Origin of the sequence: Haloferax sp. Atlit-6N, from assembly GCF_003383195.1 — an archaeon.
Classification (GTDB): Archaea; Halobacteriota; Halobacteria; order Halobacteriales; family Haloferacaceae; genus Haloferax; species Haloferax gibbonsii.
Genome location: NZ_QEQJ01000001.1, coordinates 1575528 through 1598003, shown reverse-complemented (window position 1 = coordinate 1598003; position 22476 = coordinate 1575528). Strand labels below are relative to the sequence as shown.

25 protein-coding genes are annotated in these 22476 nt (G+C 68.0%); 7 read left to right on the top strand and 18 right to left on the bottom strand.

Going from position 1 to position 22476, the window contains the following annotated elements:
- Positions 1-73: 73 nt before the first annotated feature.
- Positions 74-1339, bottom strand: a complete 1266-nt coding sequence (locus tag DEQ92_RS08380) for a PQQ-binding-like beta-propeller repeat protein (RefSeq protein WP_115804374.1) — start codon at positions 1337-1339, stop codon at positions 74-76.
- A 169-nt stretch (positions 1340-1508) separates the two neighbouring features.
- On the opposite strand from DEQ92_RS08380, the gene DEQ92_RS08375 reads away from it, so the two are divergent.
- Both DEQ92_RS08375 and DEQ92_RS08370 read left to right on the top strand, forming a co-directional pair.
- Complete coding sequence (locus tag DEQ92_RS08375) at positions 1509-1796, top strand: rubredoxin-like domain-containing protein (RefSeq protein ID WP_115804375.1); 288 nt, start codon at positions 1509-1511, stop codon at positions 1794-1796.
- 72 nt (positions 1797-1868) lie between these two features.
- A complete protein-coding gene (locus DEQ92_RS08370; RefSeq protein ID WP_115804376.1) occupies positions 1869-2765 on the top strand; it encodes a ketopantoate reductase family protein in 897 nt (298 codons plus the stop codon).
- 21 nt (positions 2766-2786) lie between these two features.
- On the opposite strand, the gene DEQ92_RS08365 is transcribed toward DEQ92_RS08370, so the two are convergent.
- The 4 genes from DEQ92_RS08365 to DEQ92_RS08350 all read right to left on the bottom strand — a co-directional run bounded on the left by DEQ92_RS08365 (position 2787) and on the right by DEQ92_RS08350 (position 5524).
- A complete protein-coding gene (locus tag DEQ92_RS08365) occupies positions 2787-4328 on the bottom strand; it encodes a sulfatase (protein WP_050458429.1) in 1542 nt (513 codons plus the stop codon).
- Between the two features lie 78 nt (positions 4329-4406).
- Entirely contained in the window at positions 4407-4784 is a 378-nt protein-coding gene (locus DEQ92_RS08360; protein ID WP_115804377.1) for a NifU family protein, read from the bottom strand.
- Between the two features lie 44 nt (positions 4785-4828).
- Complete coding sequence (locus DEQ92_RS08355; RefSeq protein ID WP_050458431.1) at positions 4829-5146, bottom strand: DUF5783 family protein; 318 nt, start codon at positions 5144-5146, stop codon at positions 4829-4831.
- 156 nt (positions 5147-5302) lie between these two features.
- Complete coding sequence (locus DEQ92_RS08350) at positions 5303-5524, bottom strand: hypothetical protein (RefSeq protein WP_115804378.1); 222 nt, start codon at positions 5522-5524, stop codon at positions 5303-5305.
- Positions 5525-5938: 414 nt separating this feature from the next.
- Here DEQ92_RS08350 and DEQ92_RS08345 point away from each other — a divergent pair, with 414 nt between their 5' ends.
- On the top strand, positions 5939-6697 hold the full coding sequence (locus tag DEQ92_RS08345; RefSeq protein ID WP_199522715.1) for a TrkA family potassium uptake protein: 759 nt from the start codon (positions 5939-5941) through the stop codon (positions 6695-6697).
- Between the two features lie 60 nt (positions 6698-6757).
- Complete coding sequence (gene ppk2, locus DEQ92_RS08340; protein ID WP_004973970.1) at positions 6758-7588, top strand: polyphosphate kinase 2; 831 nt, start codon at positions 6758-6760, stop codon at positions 7586-7588.
- Between the two features lie 31 nt (positions 7589-7619).
- Here the strand turns inward: ppk2 and DEQ92_RS08335 are convergent, their stop codons facing one another.
- The 5 genes from DEQ92_RS08335 to hemC form a co-directional block, all read right to left on the bottom strand.
- On the bottom strand, positions 7620-9068 hold the full coding sequence (locus DEQ92_RS08335) for a DHH family phosphoesterase (RefSeq protein WP_115820651.1): 1449 nt from the start codon (positions 9066-9068) through the stop codon (positions 7620-7622).
- Between the two features lie 162 nt (positions 9069-9230).
- Positions 9231-10412 carry an MFS transporter gene (locus tag DEQ92_RS08330; RefSeq protein ID WP_050458434.1) on the bottom strand — a complete coding sequence of 394 codons (1182 nt, stop codon included), beginning with the start codon at positions 10410-10412 and terminating at the stop codon, positions 9231-9233.
- Between the two features lie 24 nt (positions 10413-10436).
- Positions 10437-11180 (bottom strand): uroporphyrinogen-III synthase, encoded by a 744-nt coding sequence (locus DEQ92_RS08325; RefSeq protein WP_115820650.1) that lies wholly within the window; start codon positions 11178-11180, stop codon positions 10437-10439.
- On the bottom strand, positions 11177-12067 hold the full coding sequence (gene cobA, locus DEQ92_RS08320) for a uroporphyrinogen-III C-methyltransferase (protein ID WP_115820649.1): 891 nt from the start codon (positions 12065-12067) through the stop codon (positions 11177-11179). The genes DEQ92_RS08325 and cobA overlap by 4 nt, the downstream gene beginning before the upstream one ends.
- 1 nt (position 12068) lies before the next feature.
- Positions 12069-13142 carry a hydroxymethylbilane synthase gene (hemC, locus tag DEQ92_RS08315; RefSeq protein WP_004973965.1) on the bottom strand — a complete coding sequence of 358 codons (1074 nt, stop codon included), beginning with the start codon at positions 13140-13142 and terminating at the stop codon, positions 12069-12071.
- Positions 13143-13266: 124 nt separating this feature from the next.
- Here hemC and DEQ92_RS08310 point away from each other — a divergent pair, with 124 nt between their 5' ends.
- Together DEQ92_RS08310 and DEQ92_RS08305 are read left to right on the top strand one after the other, a co-directional pair.
- Positions 13267-13656 (top strand): hypothetical protein, encoded by a 390-nt coding sequence (locus DEQ92_RS08310; RefSeq protein WP_004973964.1) that lies wholly within the window; start codon positions 13267-13269, stop codon positions 13654-13656.
- A 112-nt stretch (positions 13657-13768) separates the two neighbouring features.
- Complete coding sequence (locus DEQ92_RS08305; RefSeq protein WP_231608290.1) at positions 13769-13948, top strand: hypothetical protein; 180 nt, start codon at positions 13769-13771, stop codon at positions 13946-13948.
- 32 nt (positions 13949-13980) lie between these two features.
- Here the strand turns inward: DEQ92_RS08305 and DEQ92_RS08300 are convergent, their stop codons facing one another.
- The 7 genes from DEQ92_RS08300 to hemB form a co-directional block, all read right to left on the bottom strand.
- Positions 13981-15318 carry a glutamate-1-semialdehyde 2,1-aminomutase gene (locus DEQ92_RS08300; RefSeq protein WP_050458438.1) on the bottom strand — a complete coding sequence of 446 codons (1338 nt, stop codon included), beginning with the start codon at positions 15316-15318 and terminating at the stop codon, positions 13981-13983.
- Positions 15319-15444: 126 nt separating this feature from the next.
- Positions 15445-16152, bottom strand: a complete 708-nt coding sequence (locus DEQ92_RS08295) for a type II CAAX prenyl endopeptidase Rce1 family protein (RefSeq protein ID WP_115820648.1) — start codon at positions 16150-16152, stop codon at positions 15445-15447.
- A gap of 180 nt (positions 16153-16332) precedes the next feature.
- Positions 16333-16704: a P-II family nitrogen regulator gene (locus tag DEQ92_RS08290; protein ID WP_004973960.1), complete on the bottom strand. Its 372-nt coding sequence runs from the start codon at positions 16702-16704 to the stop codon at positions 16333-16335.
- A 3-nt stretch (positions 16705-16707) separates the two neighbouring features.
- Positions 16708-18078: an ammonium transporter gene (locus tag DEQ92_RS08285; protein WP_115820647.1), complete on the bottom strand. Its 1371-nt coding sequence runs from the start codon at positions 18076-18078 to the stop codon at positions 16708-16710.
- A 379-nt stretch (positions 18079-18457) separates the two neighbouring features.
- Positions 18458-18817, bottom strand: a complete 360-nt coding sequence (locus tag DEQ92_RS08280; RefSeq protein WP_004973958.1) for a P-II family nitrogen regulator — start codon at positions 18815-18817, stop codon at positions 18458-18460.
- The gene (locus DEQ92_RS08275) at positions 18814-20232 is read right to left on the bottom strand and encodes an ammonium transporter (RefSeq protein ID WP_004973957.1); all 1419 of its coding nucleotides are present in this window, start codon (positions 20230-20232) and stop codon (positions 18814-18816) included. Before DEQ92_RS08275 ends, DEQ92_RS08280 begins: the two co-directional genes overlap by 4 nt.
- A gap of 343 nt (positions 20233-20575) precedes the next feature.
- Positions 20576-21559, bottom strand: a complete 984-nt coding sequence (gene hemB / locus DEQ92_RS08270; protein ID WP_008091086.1) for a porphobilinogen synthase — start codon at positions 21557-21559, stop codon at positions 20576-20578.
- A gap of 105 nt (positions 21560-21664) precedes the next feature.
- Here hemB and DEQ92_RS08265 point away from each other — a divergent pair, with 105 nt between their 5' ends.
- A complete protein-coding gene (locus DEQ92_RS08265; RefSeq protein ID WP_115820646.1) occupies positions 21665-22177 on the top strand; it encodes a DedA family protein in 513 nt (170 codons plus the stop codon).
- Positions 22178-22254: 77 nt separating this feature from the next.
- Here DEQ92_RS08265 and DEQ92_RS23835 read toward each other — a convergent pair whose 3' ends face one another.
- Positions 22255-22419, bottom strand: coding sequence for a DUF6757 family protein (locus tag DEQ92_RS23835; protein WP_004045157.1), 165 nt, complete (start codon positions 22417-22419; stop codon positions 22255-22257).
- Between the last annotated feature and the right edge of the window lie 57 nt (positions 22420-22476).

Here is a 22476-nt window from a genome sequence, read left to right as displayed (position 1 = left end):
ATCGCGGACTTCATGTAGTCTAGAGTCGTTTTTCCTCCAGGTTTTGCGAGTCGAGCGGCGCAGTCACCCGGCCTTAGTCCCGCGCCGGTCCCAATCCGTGGAAGCCGTCGGCGGCGACGACGTACACCGCCCCGTCGAGCGGAACCGCCGTGCCGACGCCCTGCGATATCACGTCAGCCACCTGCACTTCTGGTGTGTGATGTATCCATAGCCGACGTTCTTCTACAGAATCGTACGCAAATAGCTGTCCGTGTTCATCGGAGACCAATATTGTTTCTCGTGCGCGCGCGTGAGGACCGCCGTGGAAGCGCGCCGCCACTTCCTTCCCGTCGTCGAGCGACAGCGTCGCGGTCTCTCCGTCGACGGCGACGTGGAGCACGTCGTCGGCGACGACCGGCGTGCCAGTCCCCGGTGACCGCCACAGCTCGGTGCCGTCGGTCGGGGCGAGCGCGAGGAGTTCGTCGTCGCGGGTGGTCAGGTACGCCGCCTCTGTCGTCGCGACCGGCGTCGTCCACTCGCTCGCCCGGGATTCGACGCGGAAGCGCCGCTCGCCGGTCGCGAGGTCGACGGCGTGGACGGCGTCGTCGGTGACGACGAACACCGCGCCATCGGCGACGGCCGGCGCGCCCTTCGCGTCGCTTCCGAGGTCGTAGTGCCAGCGCTCGGTCCCGTCGCCGAGTTCGAACGCCCGTAGGTGGGTTGGAACGCCGTCGAACCCGCCGCCAGAGACGACGGCGACGCCGTCTCCCACCGCGGGCGGGCCGTGGATGCCGTCCATCTCCGGCCCGCGCCACAGTACCTCGTCGCGGTCGGCGGCGAGGCAGAAGGCCTCGATGAACGTCGTGACGACGACCCGGTCGCCTGCGACGACGGGCGGCGAGTTTATCCCGTAGCGGACTAGGGTGGTCGCGCTCCGCTCGGCCATCGTCGAGGGGTCGCGTCGAACGAGCGCGCTCTTGTCGCGCCCGCGGCCGTGAAGGTTGTAGAGACGCTCGCCGTCGAGGACGGGCGAGCCGCCGGCGTTCAGCCGCCAGTACTCCTCGGCGACGGAGGGAACCGAGACGTCGGGATTGTAGCCGGTGTTACCCGCGTCGAACTGGTACTGCGGCCACGTCCCCGATGGCGAGAGCGCGGGGTCACCCGGCGGCGTGGCCGTCACGCGTTCGTCCGGCCCGGAGGTCGGACCGTAGGTCGTGGTTGGCTCAGCCCTGGTGGTCGTCGTCTCCGTGGCCGTCGTCGTACTCGGCGACCCGCCGTCGCGGCCGAGACAGCCGGCGGCGCCGAGAGATGCACCCCCGAGCAGTTGGAGGAACCGACGACGGCTCCGAAATCGGGACATGTTACGAGCGTGACACCGATTCGATAAGTGTCTTGTCGCGTTCTCGAATTCTATATCGCGATATTCAGTTTATTATTTATACTTGGTTCGCAGCCCTCCGAGCCTCCCGCGGTTCTTGAGGTCGAATCGGCCGTTCCTTTTTATTCGCTCGCGCGACGAATAGTCGGGTATGGCTGACGAGACACAGCCGACGGTGGGAATGACGGTGTATGCGGAGGACGGAACCGAACTCGGGAGCATCCGCGGCTTCGACGACGACGGCTTCTTCGTGACGACCCGCGACGGACTCACCGGGATGTCCGTCGAACACGAGCGCGCCGGCCACGAGTTCGGCGAGGCCGAGTTGATGTGGCGGTGCAGCGACTGCGGCGAGATGGGTGATATCGACGGACTGCCCGACGCCTGTCCGAACTGCGGCGCCGAGCGCGAGAAACTCTACTACTGGACCGAGGACTGAGAGGCCGCCCTCGATTCGACCGCCGCGCCCGCGAAACTCGCCATTTTTGTCGTCCGCTGAGTACGGGTAGCCATGCGAATTCTCGTCTTCGGCGCGGGCAGTCTGGGCACGCTCGTCGGCGGCCTCCTCGCGCCGGTCCACGACGTGACGCTCGTCGCCCGCGACCCGCACGCAGCGCGGGTGTCGACGGCCGGTCTCGACATCGTCGGTGCCGAGTCGACGCACGTCTCGCCCGCGGCAACGACGACCGAGACGGGCCACAGCGCGGACCTCGCGCTCGTCACCGTCAAATCGTTCGACACCGCGGCGGCGGCCGACGCGCTCGCCGACTGCGACGTGGGTGCGGTGCTATCGCTCCAAAACGGGCTCACCGAGGAGATGCTCGCCTCTCGTCTCGACGCGCCCGTCCTCGCGGGAACGGCGACCTACGGTGCTCGGCTCGTCGAACCGGGTCGCGTCGAGTGTACCGGGGTCGGCCGGGTCGTCCTGGGCGCACTCGACGGCGGTCCCGACCCGCTCGCCGAGCGCGTCGGCAAGGCGTTCCGGGTCGCGGGGCTCAACACGCTCGTCGCCGCAGACATGCCGAGGCGGCGCTGGGAGAAACTCGCGGTCAACGCCGGCATCAACGCGGTCACCGCGCTCTCGCGGGTCGAAAACGGCGCGCTCGCGGGGGACGACGCCCACGACCTCGCACACCGGGCCGCCCGCGAGACGGCTCGAGTCGCCCGATTGGAGCGCGTGTCGCTCCCGAATCGCGTCGCCCGCGAGGCGGTCGACCGGGTGGTCGAAAAGACCGCCGCGAACCGCTCGTCGATGCTGCAGGACGTCGAGGCCGGAAAGCGGACCGAGGTCGACGCCATCAACGGTGCGGTCGTCGATATCGCCGCCGAACACGGCTTCGAGGTGCCGACGAACCGAACGCTCGCGGCGTTGCTCCGGGCGTGGGAGCGCGGAGAAGGGATACGCTAAGAGTAGACTCGGGGTCGGTCGCTATTCGAGGTAGCCGAGGTCGCGCAGGCGGTCCTGCGTCTCGTCGTCCATCTGGTCCACTGAATCGTCCGACACGTCGGTGTCGAGCGCGTCGGTCCACGCGCCGCCGATGGCGTCTTCGAACGCCGCGAGGGCGGCCTCCGTCTCGGCGACCGCCTCGTCGTCCGAATCGACGACGTTCTCGGTCTCTTCGGGGTCGACGTCGATTCGGTAGGCCTCGTCGGGGACGCGGTCGATTCGGACGTACTTGGCGTCGGCCCGCCGCGCCGCCCGCATCCGCGAGTAGAACCGCGAGTCCTCGGGGAGTTCGATGCCGGCGCTCGCGGCCTTCTCCTCTAACTGCTTGAGTTCGACCACGGGACGGGAGTACTCGACGAACGCGTACTCGCCGTCTCGGCGCTGGCCGGGGTCGTCGTTCGCCGCCCGCGCGAACTCCCGGTAGTCGGCCGACAGGAGCGAGCGCGTGCGGTCGAGACCGACCGCGTCGTCGCCGGGGCTCGCGGGTTCGCCGCCCTCGACGCCGAGCGAGTCGAGGACCGTGTGATAGAGGTCGACCAGTTCGACCTGGTCGTCGCGTCGCCCCGCGCCGAGGTCGGGGTGTTTGACCATGAGCGGGACGTTGATGAGCGGGTCGTACAGGCAGAACTCGTGGCCGTAGAGGCCGTGTTCGCCGTGGAGTTCGCCGTGGTCGGCGCAGACGACGACCATGGTGTCGTCCCAGCGGCCGGTCTCTTTCAGGTGGTCGAACAGCCGGGTGAGTTGGTCGTCGATGTGGGCGATTTCGGCGTCGTAGAGCCCGCGGATGTCCTCCCACTCGTCGTCGTCGATCTCGTAGGCTCCGGCGTTGTACTCCTTGGAGTTCTGGCAGACGTCGGTCGAATCGACGCCGGGCGCGAAGCGCTCTTTGTACTCCTCGGGCGGGTGGTACGGCAGGTGCGCGTCCATGAGGTTGACGAACGCGAAGAACTCCTCGGAGTCGTCGATGAAGTCGATGGTCTGGTCGATGACGGCGGGCGTCTTCGAGTCCGCGCCCTCGCCGCCGGCGAGGTACTCGTGGGCGGTGTTGCCGAGGCTGACGAGCTTATCGGCGAGCGTCCGGAGCGCGTCGCTGTCGTTCATCGTCTTCCACGCCTTCGCCAGCGGGCCCGACAGGAACTCGCCGGGCATGACCTCGAAGAAGTTGTCCTGGTCGGCGAAGCCGTCGGTCAGATGCGTGTACGGCGTTATCCACGCGTTCGAGGAGTAACAGGCGGTGTCGTAGCCGGCCGCCGAGAGCGTCTCGGCGAGGGTCGTCGCGCCTTCGAGGTAGGGGTTCTCCTGGTCGGCCCCGTGTTGGCTCGGGTACATCCCGGTGAAAAGCGAGGCGTGGACCGGGAGCGTCCACGGCGCGGGCGCGACGGCCTGCTCGAAGACGGTCGCCTCGTCGGCGAATCGGTCGAGCCCCGGCGTCGTCGGGCGGTCGTAGCCGTACGGCGTGAGGTGGTCCTTCCGGACCGTGTCCATGACGACGAAGAGGACGTTCTCGGGCGACTCGGCAGTCATACCCGAGGGTGGGGAGTAGTCGCCGATAAAACTCCTGTTCTCGGCCGACGACGGGACGAAAACGTCCGAAACGCCGACTTAGAACGGGGCCTGCGGGCCCTGGTCGTCTTCGATGTCGGTCGTGTCGTCGCTGGTGTCGCCGGGGAACGACGGGCTACCGCCGCGGCTGTCGCCGTCCATACCGCCGTCGTCGCCCATGCCGGTGTCGGCGTGGACTTCGTTGATCTCGGGAATCTCCTTGACCATGCGGGTCTTGATGGCCTGGATAGTCATCGGGGAGATACCGCACCCGGAGCAAGCGCCACCGAGGAGAACGGTGACCTCGCCGGTCTCGCGGTCGAGGTCGCGGATGGCCGCGCTGCCGCCGTGCATCTGGATCTGCGGGAAGTTCCGACGGAGGAAGTTCACGACACGCTCTTTGAGGTCGTCCTCGCCGTCCTGCGTCTCCGTGCTCATGCACGCGGCTTCGAGGTGAACGTGCTTAGGCCTTTGGTTCGGGGTTACGCCTCGACGCCGAACACCCGCCGAAGCTCGCCTTCGATCTCGTCGACGTAGCGGTCGAGGACGGCGTCGAGCTCGCCGTCGTCGATTTCGACCGCCGTCAATCGCTCGGCGGGGTTCTCGGGGAGCCGCACGGAGAAGTCGCCGTCCTCGTAGAACGGCTCGGACTCGTTGAGAATCTGCTGGTCGACCCCGTGGATGAGCGACGAGTCGAACTCGTCGTTCATCGTCTCGAAGGCGTTCTTGTACGCGCGCTGGAGTTCGGGGAAGTAGTTGGCGTACTTGTCCTCGAACTTCTCGGGGTCGAAGTCGGTCATACCCGGAGCTTTCGCGCTCCCGGCAAAAAATCGGACGGTTGTTGGCTGGTGTTTCAGATTCTGTATAGCAGAGTGTGATTTATTACGGGTCGTCTCCCGAACAGCGATTCCGCTCTCAGTGCGTCTCAAATGCGAAAAATCGAGCGACGCGAGGCGTCACTCGATGAGCGGGCTGTCCACGCGCGCGGCGGAGAGTTCGCTCGCCGCGAAGATGGACACGATCTCGGTTATCAGTTCGTCGTACGACTCGTCGTCCTCGCGCAGCGCGTCGAGTCGCTCGACGGTTCGACGGTCCAGTTCGACCGTCTCTGTCTGTACCTCCGGTTCGTAGCCGACCGGGTAGTCGTATTCGGCCTCGTTCGAGTTGGCAGTCGCCATCGTTCACCCCACTCCGGCATGCGTGCCGGTGCCATGTCATACACAACCATCCGATATGAGGATTTCGCGGATTTTCGCGGATTTCGCGCCCAAAACCGAACGCGAATCTGGTTTGGCGTCGGTTCGTCACTCCTCCGATTCCGAAATATAAATCATATTCTGCTATATTGAATAGTGTTCGAGAGCGAATCAGGGAGTCATAGCCAGTGTATTGAGTTGTTTAATGACAAACGATTTTATACTCGAACGATTGTCGAACACTGTCTACATGACCGAATATACACTCAAACACGAGTCAAAAATCTCTAATCGTGGTCAATCTAGCAATTCCCAATCGTTGTGCCGCCCGATTCGCCGCGGTTGCGGGCCGCACGAGCCAGACCGGTCGCGCTCCCACGAGGTGTCCGCGCCCCCGTGACGTACGACCGCCGCATTCTCATCGACGCGCTGGCGCACAGGCCGTTGCTCCGGCGGATGGTCCGGCCGCTCGTCGCAGTCGCGGCGTTCGTCGTCGCCGGCGTCGGCGGGTTCAGCGCCCTCGCCGGCGCGTCCCTCGTCGACGCGGCGTTCTGGCTTTTCGACCCGACCAGCATCGAACTCCACTACCAGACGCACGAGGGGCCGGCGACGCTCGTCAAGGCGTACGCCATCGTGATTCTCACCGGCCTCATCGGTACCGGGCTGTGGGCCGGCGAGACGTTCGTCTCCGCGGCCTTCGGCGGGCAGATACGCGAGGAACTCGACCAGATGAAACTCCAACGAGAGATAGCGGAACTCGAATCGCACGTGGTCGTCTGCGGCTACGGAACCTTCGGGAAGACGGTGGCGGCGCGGCTCCGCGAGATGGGCCGCGACGTGGTCGTCGTCGAGAGCAAGGAGGCGCAGTACCAGCGCGCGCTCGACGCGGACCTGCTCGCGGTCGACGGCGACGCCCGTCGCGAGGACAGGCTCATCGACGCGGGCGTCGAACGCGCCGCGACGGTCGTCGGCGCGATAGACGACTCCAAGGAGAACATCCAAATCGCTATCGCGGCGAGCCGGTTGTCTCCCGACGCCAAACTCGTCGTCCGCGCGGGCGACCAGATGGACGAGGCGCTCGCGCGCCGCGCCGGTGCCGACGAAGTCGTCGTCCCGGAAATCGTGAGCGGCGAGCAGGTCTGTTCGGACCTCTGAGCCGCCGCGCCGACTCCGCCTCCCCGCCTGCTATTTGTTCACAGCGCACGCAGCTATCGTATGTCGACCGACGAGCCCCGCTACGACGACGAGGGCGTCCTGAAGAAGAAAGACTACAAACGCGAGTTGAATCGGCTACAGGAGGAACTGGTGAAACTCCAGTACTGGATAAAGGAACACGACCTCAGGGTTTGTGTCGTCTTCGAGGGGCGAGACGCCGCGGGGAAAGGCGGCGTCATCAAGCGCATCACCCGCCGGCTCAACCCTCGTGTCGCGCGGGTCGTCGCGCTCGGCAAACCCACGGAGCGCGAACGGGGGCAGTGGTACTTCCAGCGGTACGTCGAACAGCTCCCGACCGAGGGCGAGATGGTGCTTTTCGACCGGAGTTGGTACAACCGCGCGGGGGTCGAGCGGGTGATGGGCTTCTGTACCGACGAGGAGTACGAGGAGTTCCTGCGGACCTGCCCCGAGTTCGAGCGGATGCTCGTCCGCTCGGGCATCGTCCTCGTCAAGTACTGGTTCTCCATCAGCGACGAGGAGCAGGAACGGCGCTTCCAGCGGCGAAACGAGGACCCGAAGCGCCGCTGGAAGCTCAGTCCGATGGACCTCGAGGCGCGCTCGCGGTGGGCCGACTACTCGGAGGCCAAAGACCGGATGTTCGAACACACCGATACCGACGACGCTCCGTGGCACGTCGTCAACGCGGACGTGAAGCGCCACGCGCGACTCAACTGCATCTCGCACCTGCTGGAGCAAATCGACTACGAGGACCTGACGCCCGACCCCATCGAACTCCCGTCCCGACAGGACGACACCGGACACGAGCGCCCGCCAATCGACAGTCAAAACTGGGTTCCGGCGAGGTTCGGTGAGAATCCGGTTGACGACTGAGCGCCGCCCTCGTCGCCGGCGGAGTGGCGCTTCAGTCGTCGCCGCCGTCGCCGTCGTCGGCGTCTCCCAACTGCTCGCCGACGATGCGGTCGGCCTCGGCGATGAACGCCTCGACTTCGCCCTTCGGAATCGTCGCGCCCGCGGCCACGTCGTGGCCGCCGCCGTCGCCGCCGACCGACCGCGACGCCTCGCGCATGACCGCCGAGAGGTCCAAGCCGTCTCGGACCATCACGTACGACCCGCGCGAGGAGACTTTCACCTCGCCCTCCTCCGTGTCGGCGAACGCGAGGACCGGAATCCCGTTCCGGGTCGCGTTGGTGCCGACGGCCATTCCGGCGACGATGCCGACGATGGTCTCGCGTATCTCGCCGCCCGCGTCGAACCACTGGAGGTTGTCCTCGACGCGGACGCCGTGTTCTTTCACCCACTGGAGGCCGTTCGAGAGGTTCTTGCGGTGGTTCCGAAGGAGCCTGCGCGCCCGGTCGAGCGCCGCGTCGCGTTCGCCGAGACAGACCGCGAGGCCCACGTCGGCGCGGTCGTAGCGCGCGGTCGCGTTCAGGAGCGTCGAGAACTCGCTCACGTCGCGGAGTTCGGTTCCCTCCTGCTCCCGAGAGAGCACGTAGGTCGTCCCCACGAGGTCGTCGATGCGGGAGGCGGGCACGCCGCTGGCGATGGCGCGGCGAATCAGGGCGCTGGCGAGCGTCTGGCGCTCGTCGCCGGTGAGGTCGACCCACCGCTTCCACTCCCCGTCGTCGTCGCGGCAGGGAACGTCGAGTTCGGTCAGGAACTCGATGGCTCCGGCCTCGTTGTTCGAGATGCCGGGGATGCGAACGTCGGTCGCGTACTGGAGCAGTTTCGGGAGCGCGCGGGTCTGGCGGCCGTAGATGCGGAGGTCGGTGCCCTCCTCGACGACGCCGGCCTCGACGCCCTCGTCGACGATGCCCGCGTTGGCCCCGCGGAGTTCGCCGTTCGTGTCCTGCATGTCGCCGACCGCGCCGACGACGGCGAGGGCGGCGAGGTCGCGGTTGTCTCGACCCTCGGGTTCGAGCGCCCGCGCGAGGACGTAGCTCGCGCCCGCGCCGGAGAGTTCGCTCGTGCCGTTGAGGCCGAACCGAAGCGGGTTGAGGTGGTGTTCGGTCTCGACGCCCTCGGCGGGCTGGTGGTGGTCGGCGATGACGGGGTGGAAGTCGCCCGCCGCCTCGTACTCCGCGACGACGTCGAGTTGGCCGCTGCCGAAGTCCGTGAACAGCACGGTGTCGTAGTCGGTCGCCGCGATGTCGGCGACGGCGGCCTCGTCGAGTTGGCGGCAGAACACCGTCTCGAAGGGGATTTCGGCGCGTTCGAGCGCGGTCGAGGCGATGCCGGCGCTCGTCAACCCGTCGGCGTCGATGTGCGAGGCGAGGAGCACCCGGTCGGCGTCGCGGAGGCGGTCCGCGCAGGCCGCCGCGTGCTCGGCGAGTTCGGGGACGGGTCCGTCCATTGGTGTGGTACTCACGCCCTCTCCGGCATAAACGCTGGCAGTTCGGGCGCGGAACCCCTTCGTTTCCACTCCAGTTCGACGGCGAACATGTGTCGTGGTCGCCGCGGTTCGGTATAAGAAGGCTCGCCCGCGGAGCGCGGGACCGGTCGACCGCGACGCCGGTCAGATTCGCCGTCTGACGACGAACAGGAGGACGGTCGCGAGCACCGTCGAACCGGCGACGAGCGCCCAGCCGGCCCCGTAGCCCGTCGACTCCACGACGAAGCCGAAAAGCGGCGGGGCGACGAGGCCGCCGACGTTGAGCGCGGTCTGGCCGCCGGCGGTCGCCGCGCCGATGTCGCCGTCGTCGACGACGCCGCTCAGACAGGAGTAGAAGACGCCGGTCGAGCCGTGGATGGTGAGGCCGAGCGCGACGAAGACGGCGATGGTGAGCGCGAACGAGCCGCCGGTTCCGACGAGGAGCGAAAAGAGCGCGACCGCGCCGGCCAGTTGGACGAGCGCGACGGTGGCCGCGCCGCGGGCCCCACCGAGCCGGTCCGCGAGGCTCCCCGCGCCGATGCGACCGACGCTTCCGGTCACCTGCGTCGCCGCGAGGACGCCGCCGGCGAGGGCGGGGCCGGTCCCGACCACGTCCTGCACGTACAGGACGGTGTAGCCGAGCATCGAGAAGATGGACGCGCCGATGAACAGTCCGGCGGCGACGAGCGCGACGTAGGCGCGGTTGTCGCCGAGGCCGGCGAGCCGGGGTCGTTCGAGCCGGCCGGTTCCCGGGTTCCCGCGGTAGCGCGTCGCGAAGACGAGCGCGTAGCCGGCGGCGAAGACGCCGATTGCCCAGAACCCCACCTGCCACGCCGCGACGACGGCGACGCCGGTGACGACGAGCGACGACGCCCCGCTACCGAGGGTGACGCCGACCTGTTTCAGCCCCATGGCGAGGTTCTTGCTCCCGGCGGGCGCGGCCGCGACGATGCCGCGGTTCGACGCCGGCATCGCGGTCGAGTACGCCGCCCCGAGGAGCGCCACCGTCACCAACAACAGGAGGTACGACGGCGGCGCGAACGTGACGCCGACGAGCGCGACCGCGAGCGCCAACAGCCCGACGACCATGACGGGCTTTTCGCCGTAGCCGTCGACGGCCGCACCGCTGGGGAACAGAAACACCGTGTAGCCGAGCAGGCCGGCGGTCAGAAAGAGACCGACCAGCGACTCGGAGACCGAAAACGCGTCGCGGACGAATCCGGTCGCCGCGAAGATGGCGTAGTAACAGAGGCTCGCGGCGGTCTGCCAGCCGGCGACCGAGCCGACGGCGCGCCACGAGCCGTCTCTCGTCTCGGCTTCCGTCACGCCGCTCCCTCGCTTCCCGTCACGTCACTCGTGGTACGTCGGCGCGGCCGTCTCGACCGCGGCCACCGCGAGCGCCTCGAACGTCGCCTCGTCGGGGACGACGGTCACGTCGATGCCGTGGGACGCCGCGGTGTCGCGGGTCGGCGGCCCGATTGCGCCGACCACGGCGTCGTTCAGGCCGGCGATGGCCTCCTCTCGGATACCCCGCTCCGCGGCGGCGTCGAGGAAGTGTTCGACCGTGAGCGACGAGGTGAAGAGGGCGGCTTCGAGGTCGCCGGCGGCGGCCAGTTCGGCCGATTTTCCGGCTCCCTCGGGGCGGACGAGTCGGTAGAGCACCGTCTCGTGGACGTCCGCACCCGCGTCGCGCAGGCCGTCGGTGAGGACGGGACTGCCGTGGTCGCTCCGGGCGACTTCGACCGTCGCGCCGTCCACGTCGGGCGCGAGGTGTTCGACCAGTCCGGCCGAGGTGTACTCGTCGGGGACGCGGTCGACCGTCCAACCCGCGTCGCGGGCGGCGTCGGCGGTCGCGGGGCCGATGCAGCACAGCACCGCGTCGCCGGGTTCCCAGCCGTCGGCGGCGAGGAGTTCGACGCCGGTCTTGCTCGTCAGGACGACGAAATCGCCGGCCTCGGGCGTCGCGCCCGTCGGCTCGATTGCGAGCATCGGGTCGGGGACCGGGGTCGCGCCGAGCGAGTCGAGGAGTTCGACGGCGCGCTCGATGCGGTCGTCGTCGGGGCGGAAGACGGCCGCGCGGACCTGCTGGCTCATTCGTCTCCTCCCGAACCTCCCGCGGTCGCGTCAGTCTCGGCGATGGCGTCCGCGCCGCCGCCCTGCAGGAACTGCTTCACGCGGTCGCGGGTCGCGGCGACCTCGCCGATGACGGTAATCGCGGGCGGTTCGATGTCGGCCTCGTCGCGCACGTCGACGATGGTGTCGAGCGTGCCGGTGGCGACGCGCATGTCGGGCCACGTGGCCCGCTCGATGAGGGCGACGGGCGTGTCGCCGTCCATCCCCGCCTCGCGGAGTTCGGCGGTGTACAGCGGGAGTTTGCCGACGCCCATGAGCACGACGAGCGTCCCGCCGGTCGCGGCGAGCGCGTCCCAGTCGACCGCGGACTCGTCTTTCGTCGGGTCCTCGTGGCCGGTGACGAACGACACCGACGAGACGTGGTCGCGGTGCGTGACGGGGATGCCCGCCGCGCCGGCCCCGGCGACCGCCGAGGTGATGCCCGGCACGACTTCGAAGGGAATCCCGTTGTCGGCGAGGTGTTCCATCTCCTCGCCGCCGCGGCCGAAGACGAACGGGTCGCCGCCCTTCAGGCGCACCACGTCCTTTCCCTCGCGGGCGAGTTCGACGAGTCGGTTGTTCGTGTACTCCTGTGGAGTCCACTCGCCGCCGGCGCGCTTGCCCACGTCCTCGCGCTTCTCGGCCGGAATCATCCCGAGAATCTCCGGTCCGGGGAGCTTGTCGTGGAGGACCACGTCCGCCTCGTCGATGAGGCGGGCGGCCTTCATCGTCAGCAGTTCCGGGTCGCCCGGTCCGCTGCCGACGAGGTGGACCGTGCCGACGCCGTCGCCGTCGGTCGCGTCGCCGTTCGACTGCGCTCCGGCCGACCGTTCCTCCGCCGTCCCGGGTTCCGCGTCGTCGGCCGTCATCTCACTCCTCGGCCTCCTCGCGGGCGGCGTCGACTAACTGGCCGGCACCGCGGTCGCGCAGGGCCGCCGCGAACTCGCGGGCGGCGTTAGCGTGGTTGCCGACGGGGAGGTCCCGGGAGGTCTTGATGGACTCCGAGCCGTCGGTCGCGAGCACCTGCACGTCGACGTGGACGTGCTCGCCCTGCAGGAGGGCGTGGACCCCGACCGGGGCGATACAGCCGCCGCCGAGTTCGGCGAGGATGGTCCGCTCGACGGTCGTCTCGACGCGGGTCCGCGGGTGGTCGAGCTTGTCGTGGATGAGGTCGATGACCTCCGAGTCCGCGGCGGTCACGGCGATGGCTCCCTGTCCGGGCGCGGGGACGAACGTCGTCCGCGGCAGGCGCTCGTAGTTCACCTTCTCCGAGAGCCCGCTGCGCTTGAGTCCCGCTTCCGCGAGGACGATGGCGTCGTACTCGGTTTCGACCTTCCGACCGAGCGCCTGCCGTTCGAGCTCGGTGAGCCCCTCGAACCACTCGTCTGCGGTCTCGTCGAACGCCTCCTCGTGGTCGGTCTTGCCCTTCTTGGCCTGTCGCTCTTCGTCGTTTTCGACGCGGGCCTCGTGTTCGCGCTGGAGGTGCGTCGCCAGCAGTTTCTCGATGCGGGTGTCGACGTTGCCCCGGAGCGGTTCGACTTCGAGGTCGTCGCGGTAGTTCAGCAGTTGGGCCTGCCGGCGGAGCGACGACGTGCCGACGACGGCTCCCTCCGGGAGGTCGTCGATGTCGTGGCCCTCGGCCGTGACGAGCACGTCGCCGGCGGGCGCGCGCTCGGGAACGCCCGCGACGACGAGGTCGGCGGGCTTCTCGGTCGGCATGTCCTTCATCGAGTGGACCGCGGCGTCGACCTCGCCGTCGAGGACGCGCTCGTCGAGCGCGCGGACGAACGCGCCGGTCTTGCCCAGTCGGTGGATGAGTTCGTCCTGAATCCGGTCGCCCGTGGTCTCGACTTCGACGAGTTCGACGTCGAGTCGGCGGCCCGCGAGCGCCCCCTGCACGCCCGCGGCCTGCGCGCGAGCGAGCGCCGACCCTCGCGTCGCCAAGCGAAGTGTTGTAGTCATACGCGTCAGTCCGGTCCCCGCGTTGAAAAGCCCACCAGTTCGCTCCCGCGCGCCGGGTCGAATCCGAACGGAAGACCGATACAGTCCCCGCGCGACGACCCGGACGATGCCCGCCCTCGATTCGGCCGTCCGGCAGGTCGGCGACTTCGTCGTCGTCGCGCTCCTCCTGTTCGGCCTGACCTCGGTCGTCGCGCCCCTCGACCTGCTCCTCTCGGCGCTCGGCGTCGAAGCTCCGCGGTTCGCCGGCCTCGCCGCGGCCGCGCTCGTCGCACTCGCGCTCCTCCTCGCGCGCCCGCTTCGCCTCCGCCTCGTCGCCCGCGTCTGGGGTATCGGCCTCGTCGTGACCGCGCTCTGGATTCCGCTGTTGGTCCTCCTCGAACTCCAGGGGAACCCGGTCGGCATCCTCGTCTCGTGGGCGGTCTGTCTCGGCGTCGGCGTCGCCCTGACCTACCCGCCGCTGTGGCGGGCGGCCGAGGCGCGACTGCGGGCCGAGTGAGTCGCGCTCGCGCCGGGTCGCAGTCGCGGCGAGCGACCCTCGTTCGCACGGCCGACTCGCGTTCGTGTCGAAGTGCCGAACAGTTATCCGCCTTCGCGGCGACGCCTCCGACGTGAACAGGCCCCTCCGTCTCGCGCTCACCTTCGGCGTCGCGTTCGTCGTCGCGCTCCCGCTCGGATTCATCTTCGCGCCGGACCCGACGGGGGTCGTCCCGCTTTTCCTCACCGTCGGACTGGCCGCCGTCTTCGGACTCCCGGCGTACCTCGGGCTCTCTCGGGCGATAGCGTCGTAAAAAATTCGTCGAGGTCGCAGGTCGGGACGCGCCTACAGCGCTCGCTTGTACGCTTCCAGCGTCTCCTCGATGTCCTCGTCGGTGTGGGCGTAGGAGACGAACTGCGATTCGAACTGGTTCGCCGTGAGGAACACGCCCTGGTCTTTCATCTCCTGCCAGAAGACGCGCTCCCAGCGGTCGGTCTCCGCCTTCGACACGTCCGCGCCGGTCTTCGGGCAGGCGTCGTAGTTGGGACACGATTCGACCTGCGCACAGCCGTCGGCGCAGGCGTCGGCGCGCTCGGCCGTCCCGTGGCGCGTGAACACCGTCTTGAACATCGAGTCCGTGCCGACGACGGTGTACTCGGGTGCCTGGTCTTCGAGGATGTCCGTGATGCCCGACCGAAGCTTCTCGCCGAGGCGGTCGACGTGTCCGTACACGTCGTTTTCGGCGGCGTACTTCAGGTACTCGTGGCCCGCGGCCATCGTGACCGGGTGGCCCGAGAAGGTGCCCGACTGGAACACGTCGCCGCCGGGGGTGAACTGCTCGACGAGCTCGGCCTTCCCGCCGACCGCGCCGACGGGGAAGCCGCCGCCGATAATCTTTCCGAACGTCGTGAGGTCGGGCGTGACGCCGAACTTGCCCTGGGCGCACTGGAGGCCGCCGACGCGGAAGCCGGTGATGACCTCGTCGAAGATGAGGAGCGCGCCGTGTTCTTCGGTCACGTCGCGGAGGGCTTCGAGGTAGCCGTCAACCGGGTGGACGATGCCCGTGTTCGCCAGAATCGGTTCTGTCAGCACCGCCGCGATGTCCTCGCCGTGTTCCTCGAACACCTCGCGGACCGTCTCCTCGTCGTTGAACGGGACGGGGATGGTGTGCTCGGCGAACGAGGAGGGGATGCCGGGGGTCGAGGGCTTCGCGTTCCCGGGGCCGCCCTCGACGAGCGTGGACTCCTGTGCGCCGTGGTAGCCGCCCTGCATGACGACGATTTTGTCGCGGCCGGTGACGCCGCGGGCGAGGCGGACCGCCGAGACGGTCGCCTCCGTGCCGGAGTTGACGAACCGCAGCATCTCGACGGAGGGGACGTGTCGCGCGACGAACTCGGCGTGTTCGACCTCGATTTCGGTCGGCGCGCCGTACATCGGCCCGGCCGCGGCGTGCTTCTGGACCGCCGACTGGACGGGTTCGGGGGCGTCGTGGCCGTAGAGGAGCGGCCCGTAGCCAAGCACGTAGTCGACGTAGCGGTTCCCGTCGGCGTCGATGACGTGCGCGCCGTCGCCGCGCTCGACGAAGAACGGGTACGGTTGCGTCGCCCGGACCGAGGAGTTCACGCCGCCCGCGAGCACGGACAGCGCGCGGTCGTACAGCGCCCTTGACTCGTCGTGGTTCATGCGCGCCGGTTCGACCGCTCGCGGGAAAGACCTTACTGGGTCGGCCGCACCTGCCACCGACGAACCAGTAGACGACACGGCCGGCATGAACTGTCCGGCGTCGGGACTGCGGCGACCTACCGAGACCTACCGCGCCGTCCCGTCGGCGGCGGCGTCAGCGCCGTCGGCGTCGCCGGCGTCCTCGACCGACCCGGCCAAGAGGAGTCCGACCGCGTCGTTGAGCGCGTGGATGCAGGCGAGCGCGACCACGTCGCGCACGAGGAGGTACATAATCGTCGTCAGGAGCGCGGGGACGGCGATTCTGGCGACCGCGCCGCGCTCCCAGCCGACGGCGTGGCTCGCGGTGAACGCGGCGAACGAGACGCCGCCCGCGAGAAGCGGGCTCCCGGTGAGTTCGAGGAGTCGCTCGACGGCGTAGCCGTGGAACAGCACCTGCTCCGTGACGCCGGCGGTCCCGGCCACGAAGAGTCGGTGTCTGACCGACAGCGAGGCCAGTCCGGTCATCCCCTCGTCGAGGCCGCCCACGCCGAGTCGGTCGAAGACGGGCGTCGTCACCGCGTTCGCGGCGAACAGGAGGAAGACGCCGCCGCCGACCACCGCGACGAACGCGAGGGGGTCCAGCGAGCGGCCGGTCATCGAGGACAGCGGTCGCCCCTCGACGACGAGGACGTAGCCGCACAGGAGGGCGAAGACGGCCCACTTGTTCGCGTCGCTGACGAGGAGGTCGGCGCGGAGGTCGTCGGGTTCGGAGAGGTACCGGTCGGAGAGCAGTCCGGCGACTGCCATTCCGAACAGCGCGACGGCGAGTCCGCCGAGGACCGCGACAGTCACCACGTGGAGCCACCGCTCATCGTCACGACGCTCGGTGCGGAGCGGAAAAACGGTTTCGCGTGGGTTCGGCTCTCGCCCCGCGAGGGGCCACCGGTACGTTCGACCGAACCGATATAACCCCGTCGCCGGTCGGAGCGACGGGCGAGGGGACGGTACGAGAACCGCCGACAGAGAACGAGCGGCTCAGACCGCGTCGCGTCCGGTCTTGCCGGTGCGGACTTGGACGGCGCTCTCGACGGGGAAGGTGAACACCTTCCCGTCGCCTTTCTCGCCCGTGTGGGCGGCGTCGGCGATGGCGTCGACCACGTCGTCGGCCGGGATGTCGGCGACGACGCACTCGACTTTGACCTTCTGGTGGAGGTCGACGGTGTACTCCTCGCCGCGCCACTGGCTCTTTTTCGCGGGCTGAGAGCCGCGGCCGGAGACGTTGGTGACGGTCAGCGACGGCGCGCCGATTTCGGCGAGCGCGGTCTTCACGTCGGAGAGCTTGTCGGGGCGGATGACGGCCATGACGAGCTTGATGTCGCCGTCGTTCGGAAGGTCGGAATCACTCATGACTCAGTCCTCCCGGCCCGTCGTCATGAATCCATCCCCGCTCGGGACGCCGGAGCCGTCGGTGCGGATGCCGGTGTCGGCGTCGGGCGACCCGAACTCGGGGTAGGTGTCGACGCCGTGTTCGGCCGTGTCGAGTCCCTCGCGCTCGTGGTCCGAGGAGACGCGGACCTGTCCGACGGCGCGGAAGCCGCCGAAGACGAGCGCGGTCGCAGCGAACGTCCAGACGGCGATGACGACCACGCCGACGACCTGCGGGACGGCGAGCGAGACGAAGGACGCGCCGTCGTGCCACAGCGGGACGGCGAATACGGGGTAGAGGAGCGCACCGAGGATGCCCGCGGAACCGTGAACGGGGAAGACCGCGCACACGTCGTCGATGCGGAGGCGCTTTTCGACGAACTCGAAGACGACCGGGAGCTGTGCGCCGGCGAGGAGGCCGACGACAAGCGCGCCCGGCCAGACGATGTCGTCCGCGATGGCGGTGACGCCGACGAGTCCGGCGAGGAGGCCGTTTGCGACGTAGAGCGTGTCGACCTTACCGGTCTTGTACATGGCGACGCCGCCAGCGCCGATTGCGCCGGCGGCCATGCCGAGGGTCGTCACGAGGGCGACGCGGCCAACGAAGGCGAACGAGCCGAGCGTGACCGCGCCGTCGGCGTACGCGAGGGGTGCGGCGGCGGTGCCGACGTTGAAGCCGTACCAGCCGAACGCGAGGATGAGCGTGCCGAGGACGGCGAACGTGATGGAGTGTCCGGGGATGACGTTCGCCGTGCCGTCGGGCTTGAAGCGGTTCATGCGCGGGCCGATAATCCACGCCGCGGTGAGGCCGGCGATGCCGCCCATGCCGTGGACGATCATGCCGCCCGCGAAGTCGTGGAAGCCGAGGGCGTCGAGGAAGCCGCCGCCCCAGGTGAAGCCGACGACGACGGGGTAGATGACGCCCGCGATGAGGATGGTGTACGTGAGGTACGCGCGGAGCCGGGCGCGGCCCGCCACGGCACCGGAGACGATGGTGGCGGCGGTCATGGCGAAGACGGCTCCGAACAGCCAGTCGACCCACGCCGTCGTCGCCGAGGCGTCGGGCGCGTAGAGGCTCATGAACGCGCCGGTGATGTCCAGCGCGGAGCCGCTGGTGAGGGCGGCGACGATGGACGACACCGCCGCGCCGAGCAGGAAGAACACGATGACGCCGATACTCCACGTCAGCAGGTTCTTGGTCAGTTGGTTGGCGACGTTCTTCGCGCGGACCTGCCCGGCTTCGAGCATGGCGAAGCCGGCGTGCATGAAGAAGATGAGGAACGTGACCGTGAGGACCCACACGAGGTTCACGCCCTCGACGACCGAAGCGAGGTCGGCCTGCAGGGGTGTCAACATACGATGCCTCCGGCGAACAGTTCGAGCTGTGAAGTTGGACAGTCGTTCATATTGGTGCTCGATTCGCGACCGAATGTCTCGCGAACCATGAGAGAGGCTATCTACAGACGATCATATAACGGTTCGCGTTGACAAATGCCCACAAAAAGGCGTTCTGAGAGACGTATGTCCGATATAGGATGAAGTATGTGTTGTATAAGGACGTAAGGCTAGCACTCAGTAAACAAATGTTGCCACGTAACCCTACGAACGTAGTGTAGGATTAGTAATAGGAATAGTTCGGGGCGTTCATCGAACCCCAGTCGGGTGCGCACTCACGCGGGCCGCGGCGGGAGTGGCAAACAGAGACGTCGAGCCGGTTTCGGTCGCAGGTGCGCGCTCAGACTGCCGGGTTGCCCTCCTTGCCGGTGCGGACTTGGACGGCGCTCTCGACGGGGAGGACGAACACCTTTCCGTCGCCTTTCTCGCCCGTGTGGGCGGACTCAGCGATGGCCTCGACCACGTCGTCGACGGGAATATCGGCGACGACGCACTCGACTTTGACCTTCTGGTGGAGGTCGACGGTGTACTCCTCGCCGCGCCACTGGCCCTTCTTCGCGGGCTGAGAGCCGCGGCCGGAGACGTTGGTGACGGTCAGCGACGGCGCGCCCGCCTCGGCGAGCGCGGTCTTCACGTCGGAGAGCTTGTCGGGGCGGATGATGGCCATCACCATCTTGATTCCCTGTTCTTCGTCGCTCATTGGCTGTCACCTCCGTTGGCTTCGACAGCTTCGTCTTCCTCGACGCCGCCGTCGGTGCGCACGTTGCTGCCGCCGTCGGTCGCCGTGGGCGAGCCGAGCGCGCCGTCGGGACCGGCGTCGCCGACGAATTCGGGGTAGACCGAGACGCCGTGTTCGCCGACGTCGAGGCCTTCGACTTCCTCTTCTTCCGAGACGCGGAGGCCGAAGGCGGCGTCCGCGATGGCGAAGACGACCGCCGAGGCGAGGATGGTCCACGCGGCGATGACGACCACGCCGATGACCTGCATCACGAGCTGCGTGCCGGAGAAGCCGCTCACCGCGAAGACGGGAATGAGTGCCGTGCCGACCGCGCCCGCGACGCCGTGGACGGCGAAGACGCCACACACGTCGTCGATTTTGAGCGAGTCGACGGTCCAGCGGTACGCCGGCAGGACGATTGCGCCGCCGAGCGCGCCGAGGATGAGGCCGCCCCACCACGTGACGTGGGGGACGGCGCCGGTGACTGCGACGAGACCGGCGAGCAGGCCGTTGGCCATCCAGAGGGGGTCGGGCTTGCCCTGGTAGCTCGTCGAGACGATCATCGCGGCGACCGCGCCGGCGCCCATGCCGAGGGTCGTCACGAGGGCGACGCGACCGAGCGCGGCACCCATGAACTCCAGACCGCCGCTTTCGGTGGTCGCGAGGACCGTCGCCTGCGTGCCGACGTTGAAGCCGTACCAGCCGAACGCGAGGATGAGCGTGCCGAGGACGGCGAGCAGCATCGAGTGGCCCGGGATGGGCTGGCTGTCGCCGTTGGCGTCGAAGCGGCCCTTACGCGGGCCGACCATCTTCGCGCCGACGAGGCCGGCGATGCCGCCGCACATGTGGACGACGGTCGCACCGGCGAAGTCGAGGTAGCCGACGCCGAGGGCGGCACCGATGTAACCGCTCCCCGAGAGGAGGCCACCGGACCACGTCATGCCCTGCACGACGGGGTAGATGAACCCGGTGATGGTGGCCGCGAAGACGATGTACGCGCGGAAGTCCATGCGTTCTGCGACCGCGCCGGAGACGATGGTGGCGGCGGTCATGGCGAAGACGGCCCCGAAGAGCCAGTCAATCCACGCGCCGGAGTCGCCGATGTACGAGAACGCGGCGGCGACGTCGAAGCCGCCGGGCGACGTGAGGCCGCCGACGATTGTCGCGACCCCCGCGCCGACGAGGAAGTAGACGAGCACGCCGAGCGCCCAGTCGGTCATGTTCTTCATCAGTACGTTGCCCACGTTCTTCGCGCGTACCTGCCCTGCCTCTAAGAGCGCGAAGCCCGGCTGCATGAAGAAGATGAGGAACGAGACGACGAGGATCCAGACGTAGTTGACCCCCTGTGCGATAACGCTCGGGTCGACCTGCAGTGGAATCACGACTGCCCACCCCATGCGGCCACGAGTGACCGTTCAGCTACTTTTGCTCCGTATCCGTGTGGATTCTGGTGCTTCATCACGGTTCGGCTTCATGGTGAGTTAGTACATAAAGTGTGGGGTTGATTTTGTCAAATTTAGTGGGGTGTAATACCACAACTGCACAAAATAGGCTAGAATATTACGCATATAAGGTTGTATATCGTCCAAGGATTTTGAGATTCTCGGAACTTCTGTGGACGAACGTTCAGGAAAATGTTGCCTGACAAGTGTGTTTTGGCCGTGCGCACCGCGGTATCGTGTCACGTAGTTCGGAGTTCGAATTGGCGGGTTCGGGGCGCTCGACTCGGTCGCCGACGCCTCAGTCGAGCTGCCGCGCCACGCGCTCTGCGAAGTACGTGATGATGAGGTCCGCGCCCGCCCGCTTCATCGACAGGAGCGACTCGTGAGCGACCCCGTCGAGGTCCAACCAGCCCTTCTCGGCGGCGGCGTGGAGCATCGCGTACTCGCCGGAGACGTTGTAGGCGGCGACCGGGTGGTCGTAGCCCTCGCGGATGGCGCGGACGATGTCGAGATACGGCAGGCCCGGTTTGACCATCAGCACGTCAGCGCCCTGTTCCACGTCGAGCGCGACCTCGCGCAGCGCCTCGCGGGCGTTCGCGGGGTCCATCTGGTAGTGCCGGCGGTCGCCGAAGGCCGGCGCGCCGTCGGCCGCGTCGCGGAAGGGTCCGTAGAAGGCGCTCTCGTACTTGGCGGCGTAGGACATGATGGGCACCTCGTCGCGGCCGGCGTCGTCGAGGGCGGCGCGAATCGCGCCGACCATCCCGTCCATCGAGGCCGAGGGGGCGACCATGTCAGCGCCCGCTTCGGCGTGGGAGACGGCCGTCTCCGCGAGCAGGTCGAGTGTCGGCCCGTTTTCGACCGTCAGCGTCGGGTCGTCCTCGGCGTGGTCCTCCAGCACTCCGCAGTGGCCGTGGTCGGTGTACTCGCAGAGACACACGTCGGTGATGACGTAGGCGTCGGTCTCGGCGGTGATGGCTCGGACTGCCTCCTGTACGACTCCGTCTCTCGCGTACGCGCGCGACCCCTCGGCGTCTTTCGACTCGGGGATGCCGAAGACGATGACGGCCTCGACGCCCGCCTCGCGGACCTCGGCGACGCGGTCGGCGGCCTCGTCGACCGGTACGCGCTCGTGTCCCGGCATGGACTCGATGGGGACGCGCTCGTCGGTCGTCGCGTCCACGAAGACTGGCGCGACGAGGTCCGTCGCGTCGAGGGTCGTCTCCGAGACGAGCGGGCGAATCCCGTCGGTTCGAAGCCTGCGGGGACGGTCGGTGAACTCCATACGCCGAGTTCGGCTGGCGGCGGCAAAATGCCGTCGCTCCCGTCGCTTCGCGCCGGGTTATCCAACCCATAATGAACACGGTATCGCTCGAACCGCGCACACGACATGAGCGCCTTCACCGCCCAACTCACGGACGTCCTTCGGGAGCTCCTCGCTTCCGACCTCGCTCTCGTCGCCCTCTTTTTCGTGTTCGTGCTGGAGGGTGCGATGCTCCTCTACGTCGCGCCGAGCGAACTCCTCGTGCCCGGGGCGCTGGTGCTGGTCGGGGAACGGCTGTTGGTCCCGATTCTCGCCGTCGCCGTTCTCGGCGCGACGGTCGGTCAGGTCGCGCTGTTCTCGGTCGCCAAGCGGGGCGGCCGCGAGTACCTCCTCTCGCGGTCGTGGTTCCGCGTCGGCGAGGACTCGCTCGACCGGTTCGACGGCTGGTTCGACCGCTGGGGGTCGGTCGTCGTCCCGCTGAGCAACGCGATGCTGTTCACGCGCGGGATGCTCACCGTTCCGGCCGGTCTCTCGGGTATGTCGACGAAGCGGTTCGTCGTCCTCTCGGCAACCGGAACCGTCGCGTTCGAGAGCGCGCTCGCGGCGCTGTACGTGTTCGGCGGACAGGTCCTCGCGTGACGGTCTCTCCGGCGCGGGCAACGCCCGGCGTCGCGGGGTAGGAAGGCGTTAGTGGAGGGACACCTGCTGACCGGCCGCTACTTTGTTCGATTAATGTCGAGTTTTTCCTTTAGGGCGGCGAGTTCCTCGGATTCGGCGAGTTCCTCGACCCGCTTGCGGAAGTGTCGCTCGCAGAGACCGACCTTAATGTGGTCCTTCTCCGCGGCGTATGCGGCCTCACGGTCGCAGTAGTGACACTGCATATCCCCCCTTCAGTTCCGATAGGATTTAACTCTACGCCCCACGGCACGTTCGGCGTT

Excerpts from the sequence above, each read along its gene's own strand:
- DEQ92_RS08380 (WP_115804374.1), bottom strand. The coding sequence starts at position 1,339 with ATGTCCCGATTTCGGAGCCGTCGTCGGTTCCTCCAACTGCTCGGGGGT.
- DEQ92_RS08375 (WP_115804375.1), top strand. The coding sequence starts at position 1,509 with ATGGCTGACGAGACACAGCCGACGGTGGGAATGACGGTGTATGCGGAG.
- DEQ92_RS08370 (WP_115804376.1), top strand. The coding sequence starts at position 1,869 with ATGCGAATTCTCGTCTTCGGCGCGGGCAGTCTGGGCACGCTCGTCGGC.
- DEQ92_RS08365 (WP_050458429.1), bottom strand. The coding sequence starts at position 4,328 with ATGACTGCCGAGTCGCCCGAGAACGTCCTCTTCGTCGTCATGGACACG.
- DEQ92_RS08360 (WP_115804377.1), bottom strand. The coding sequence starts at position 4,784 with ATGAGCACGGAGACGCAGGACGGCGAGGACGACCTCAAAGAGCGTGTC.
- DEQ92_RS08355 (WP_050458431.1), bottom strand. The coding sequence starts at position 5,146 with ATGACCGACTTCGACCCCGAGAAGTTCGAGGACAAGTACGCCAACTAC.
- DEQ92_RS08350 (WP_115804378.1), bottom strand. The coding sequence starts at position 5,524 with ATGGCGACTGCCAACTCGAACGAGGCCGAATACGACTACCCGGTCGGC.
- ppk2 (WP_004973970.1), top strand. The coding sequence starts at position 6,758 with ATGTCGACCGACGAGCCCCGCTACGACGACGAGGGCGTCCTGAAGAAG.
- DEQ92_RS08335 (WP_115820651.1), bottom strand. The coding sequence starts at position 9,068 with ATGGACGGACCCGTCCCCGAACTCGCCGAGCACGCGGCGGCCTGCGCG.
- DEQ92_RS08325 (WP_115820650.1), bottom strand. The coding sequence starts at position 11,180 with ATGAGCCAGCAGGTCCGCGCGGCCGTCTTCCGCCCCGACGACGACCGC.
- cobA (WP_115820649.1), bottom strand. The coding sequence starts at position 12,067 with ATGACGGCCGACGACGCGGAACCCGGGACGGCGGAGGAACGGTCGGCC.
- DEQ92_RS08310 (WP_004973964.1), top strand. The coding sequence starts at position 13,267 with ATGCCCGCCCTCGATTCGGCCGTCCGGCAGGTCGGCGACTTCGTCGTC.
- DEQ92_RS08300 (WP_050458438.1), bottom strand. The coding sequence starts at position 15,318 with ATGAACCACGACGAGTCAAGGGCGCTGTACGACCGCGCGCTGTCCGTG.
- DEQ92_RS08290 (WP_004973960.1), bottom strand. The coding sequence starts at position 16,704 with ATGAGTGATTCCGACCTTCCGAACGACGGCGACATCAAGCTCGTCATG.
- DEQ92_RS08285 (WP_115820647.1), bottom strand. The coding sequence starts at position 18,078 with ATGTTGACACCCCTGCAGGCCGACCTCGCTTCGGTCGTCGAGGGCGTG.
- DEQ92_RS08280 (WP_004973958.1), bottom strand. The coding sequence starts at position 18,817 with ATGAGCGACGAAGAACAGGGAATCAAGATGGTGATGGCCATCATCCGC.
- DEQ92_RS08275 (WP_004973957.1), bottom strand. The coding sequence starts at position 20,232 with ATGGGGTGGGCAGTCGTGATTCCACTGCAGGTCGACCCGAGCGTTATC.
- hemB (WP_008091086.1), bottom strand. The coding sequence starts at position 21,559 with ATGGAGTTCACCGACCGTCCCCGCAGGCTTCGAACCGACGGGATTCGC.
- DEQ92_RS08265 (WP_115820646.1), top strand. The coding sequence starts at position 21,665 with ATGAGCGCCTTCACCGCCCAACTCACGGACGTCCTTCGGGAGCTCCTC.
- DEQ92_RS23835 (WP_004045157.1), bottom strand. The coding sequence starts at position 22,419 with ATGCAGTGTCACTACTGCGACCGTGAGGCCGCATACGCCGCGGAGAAG.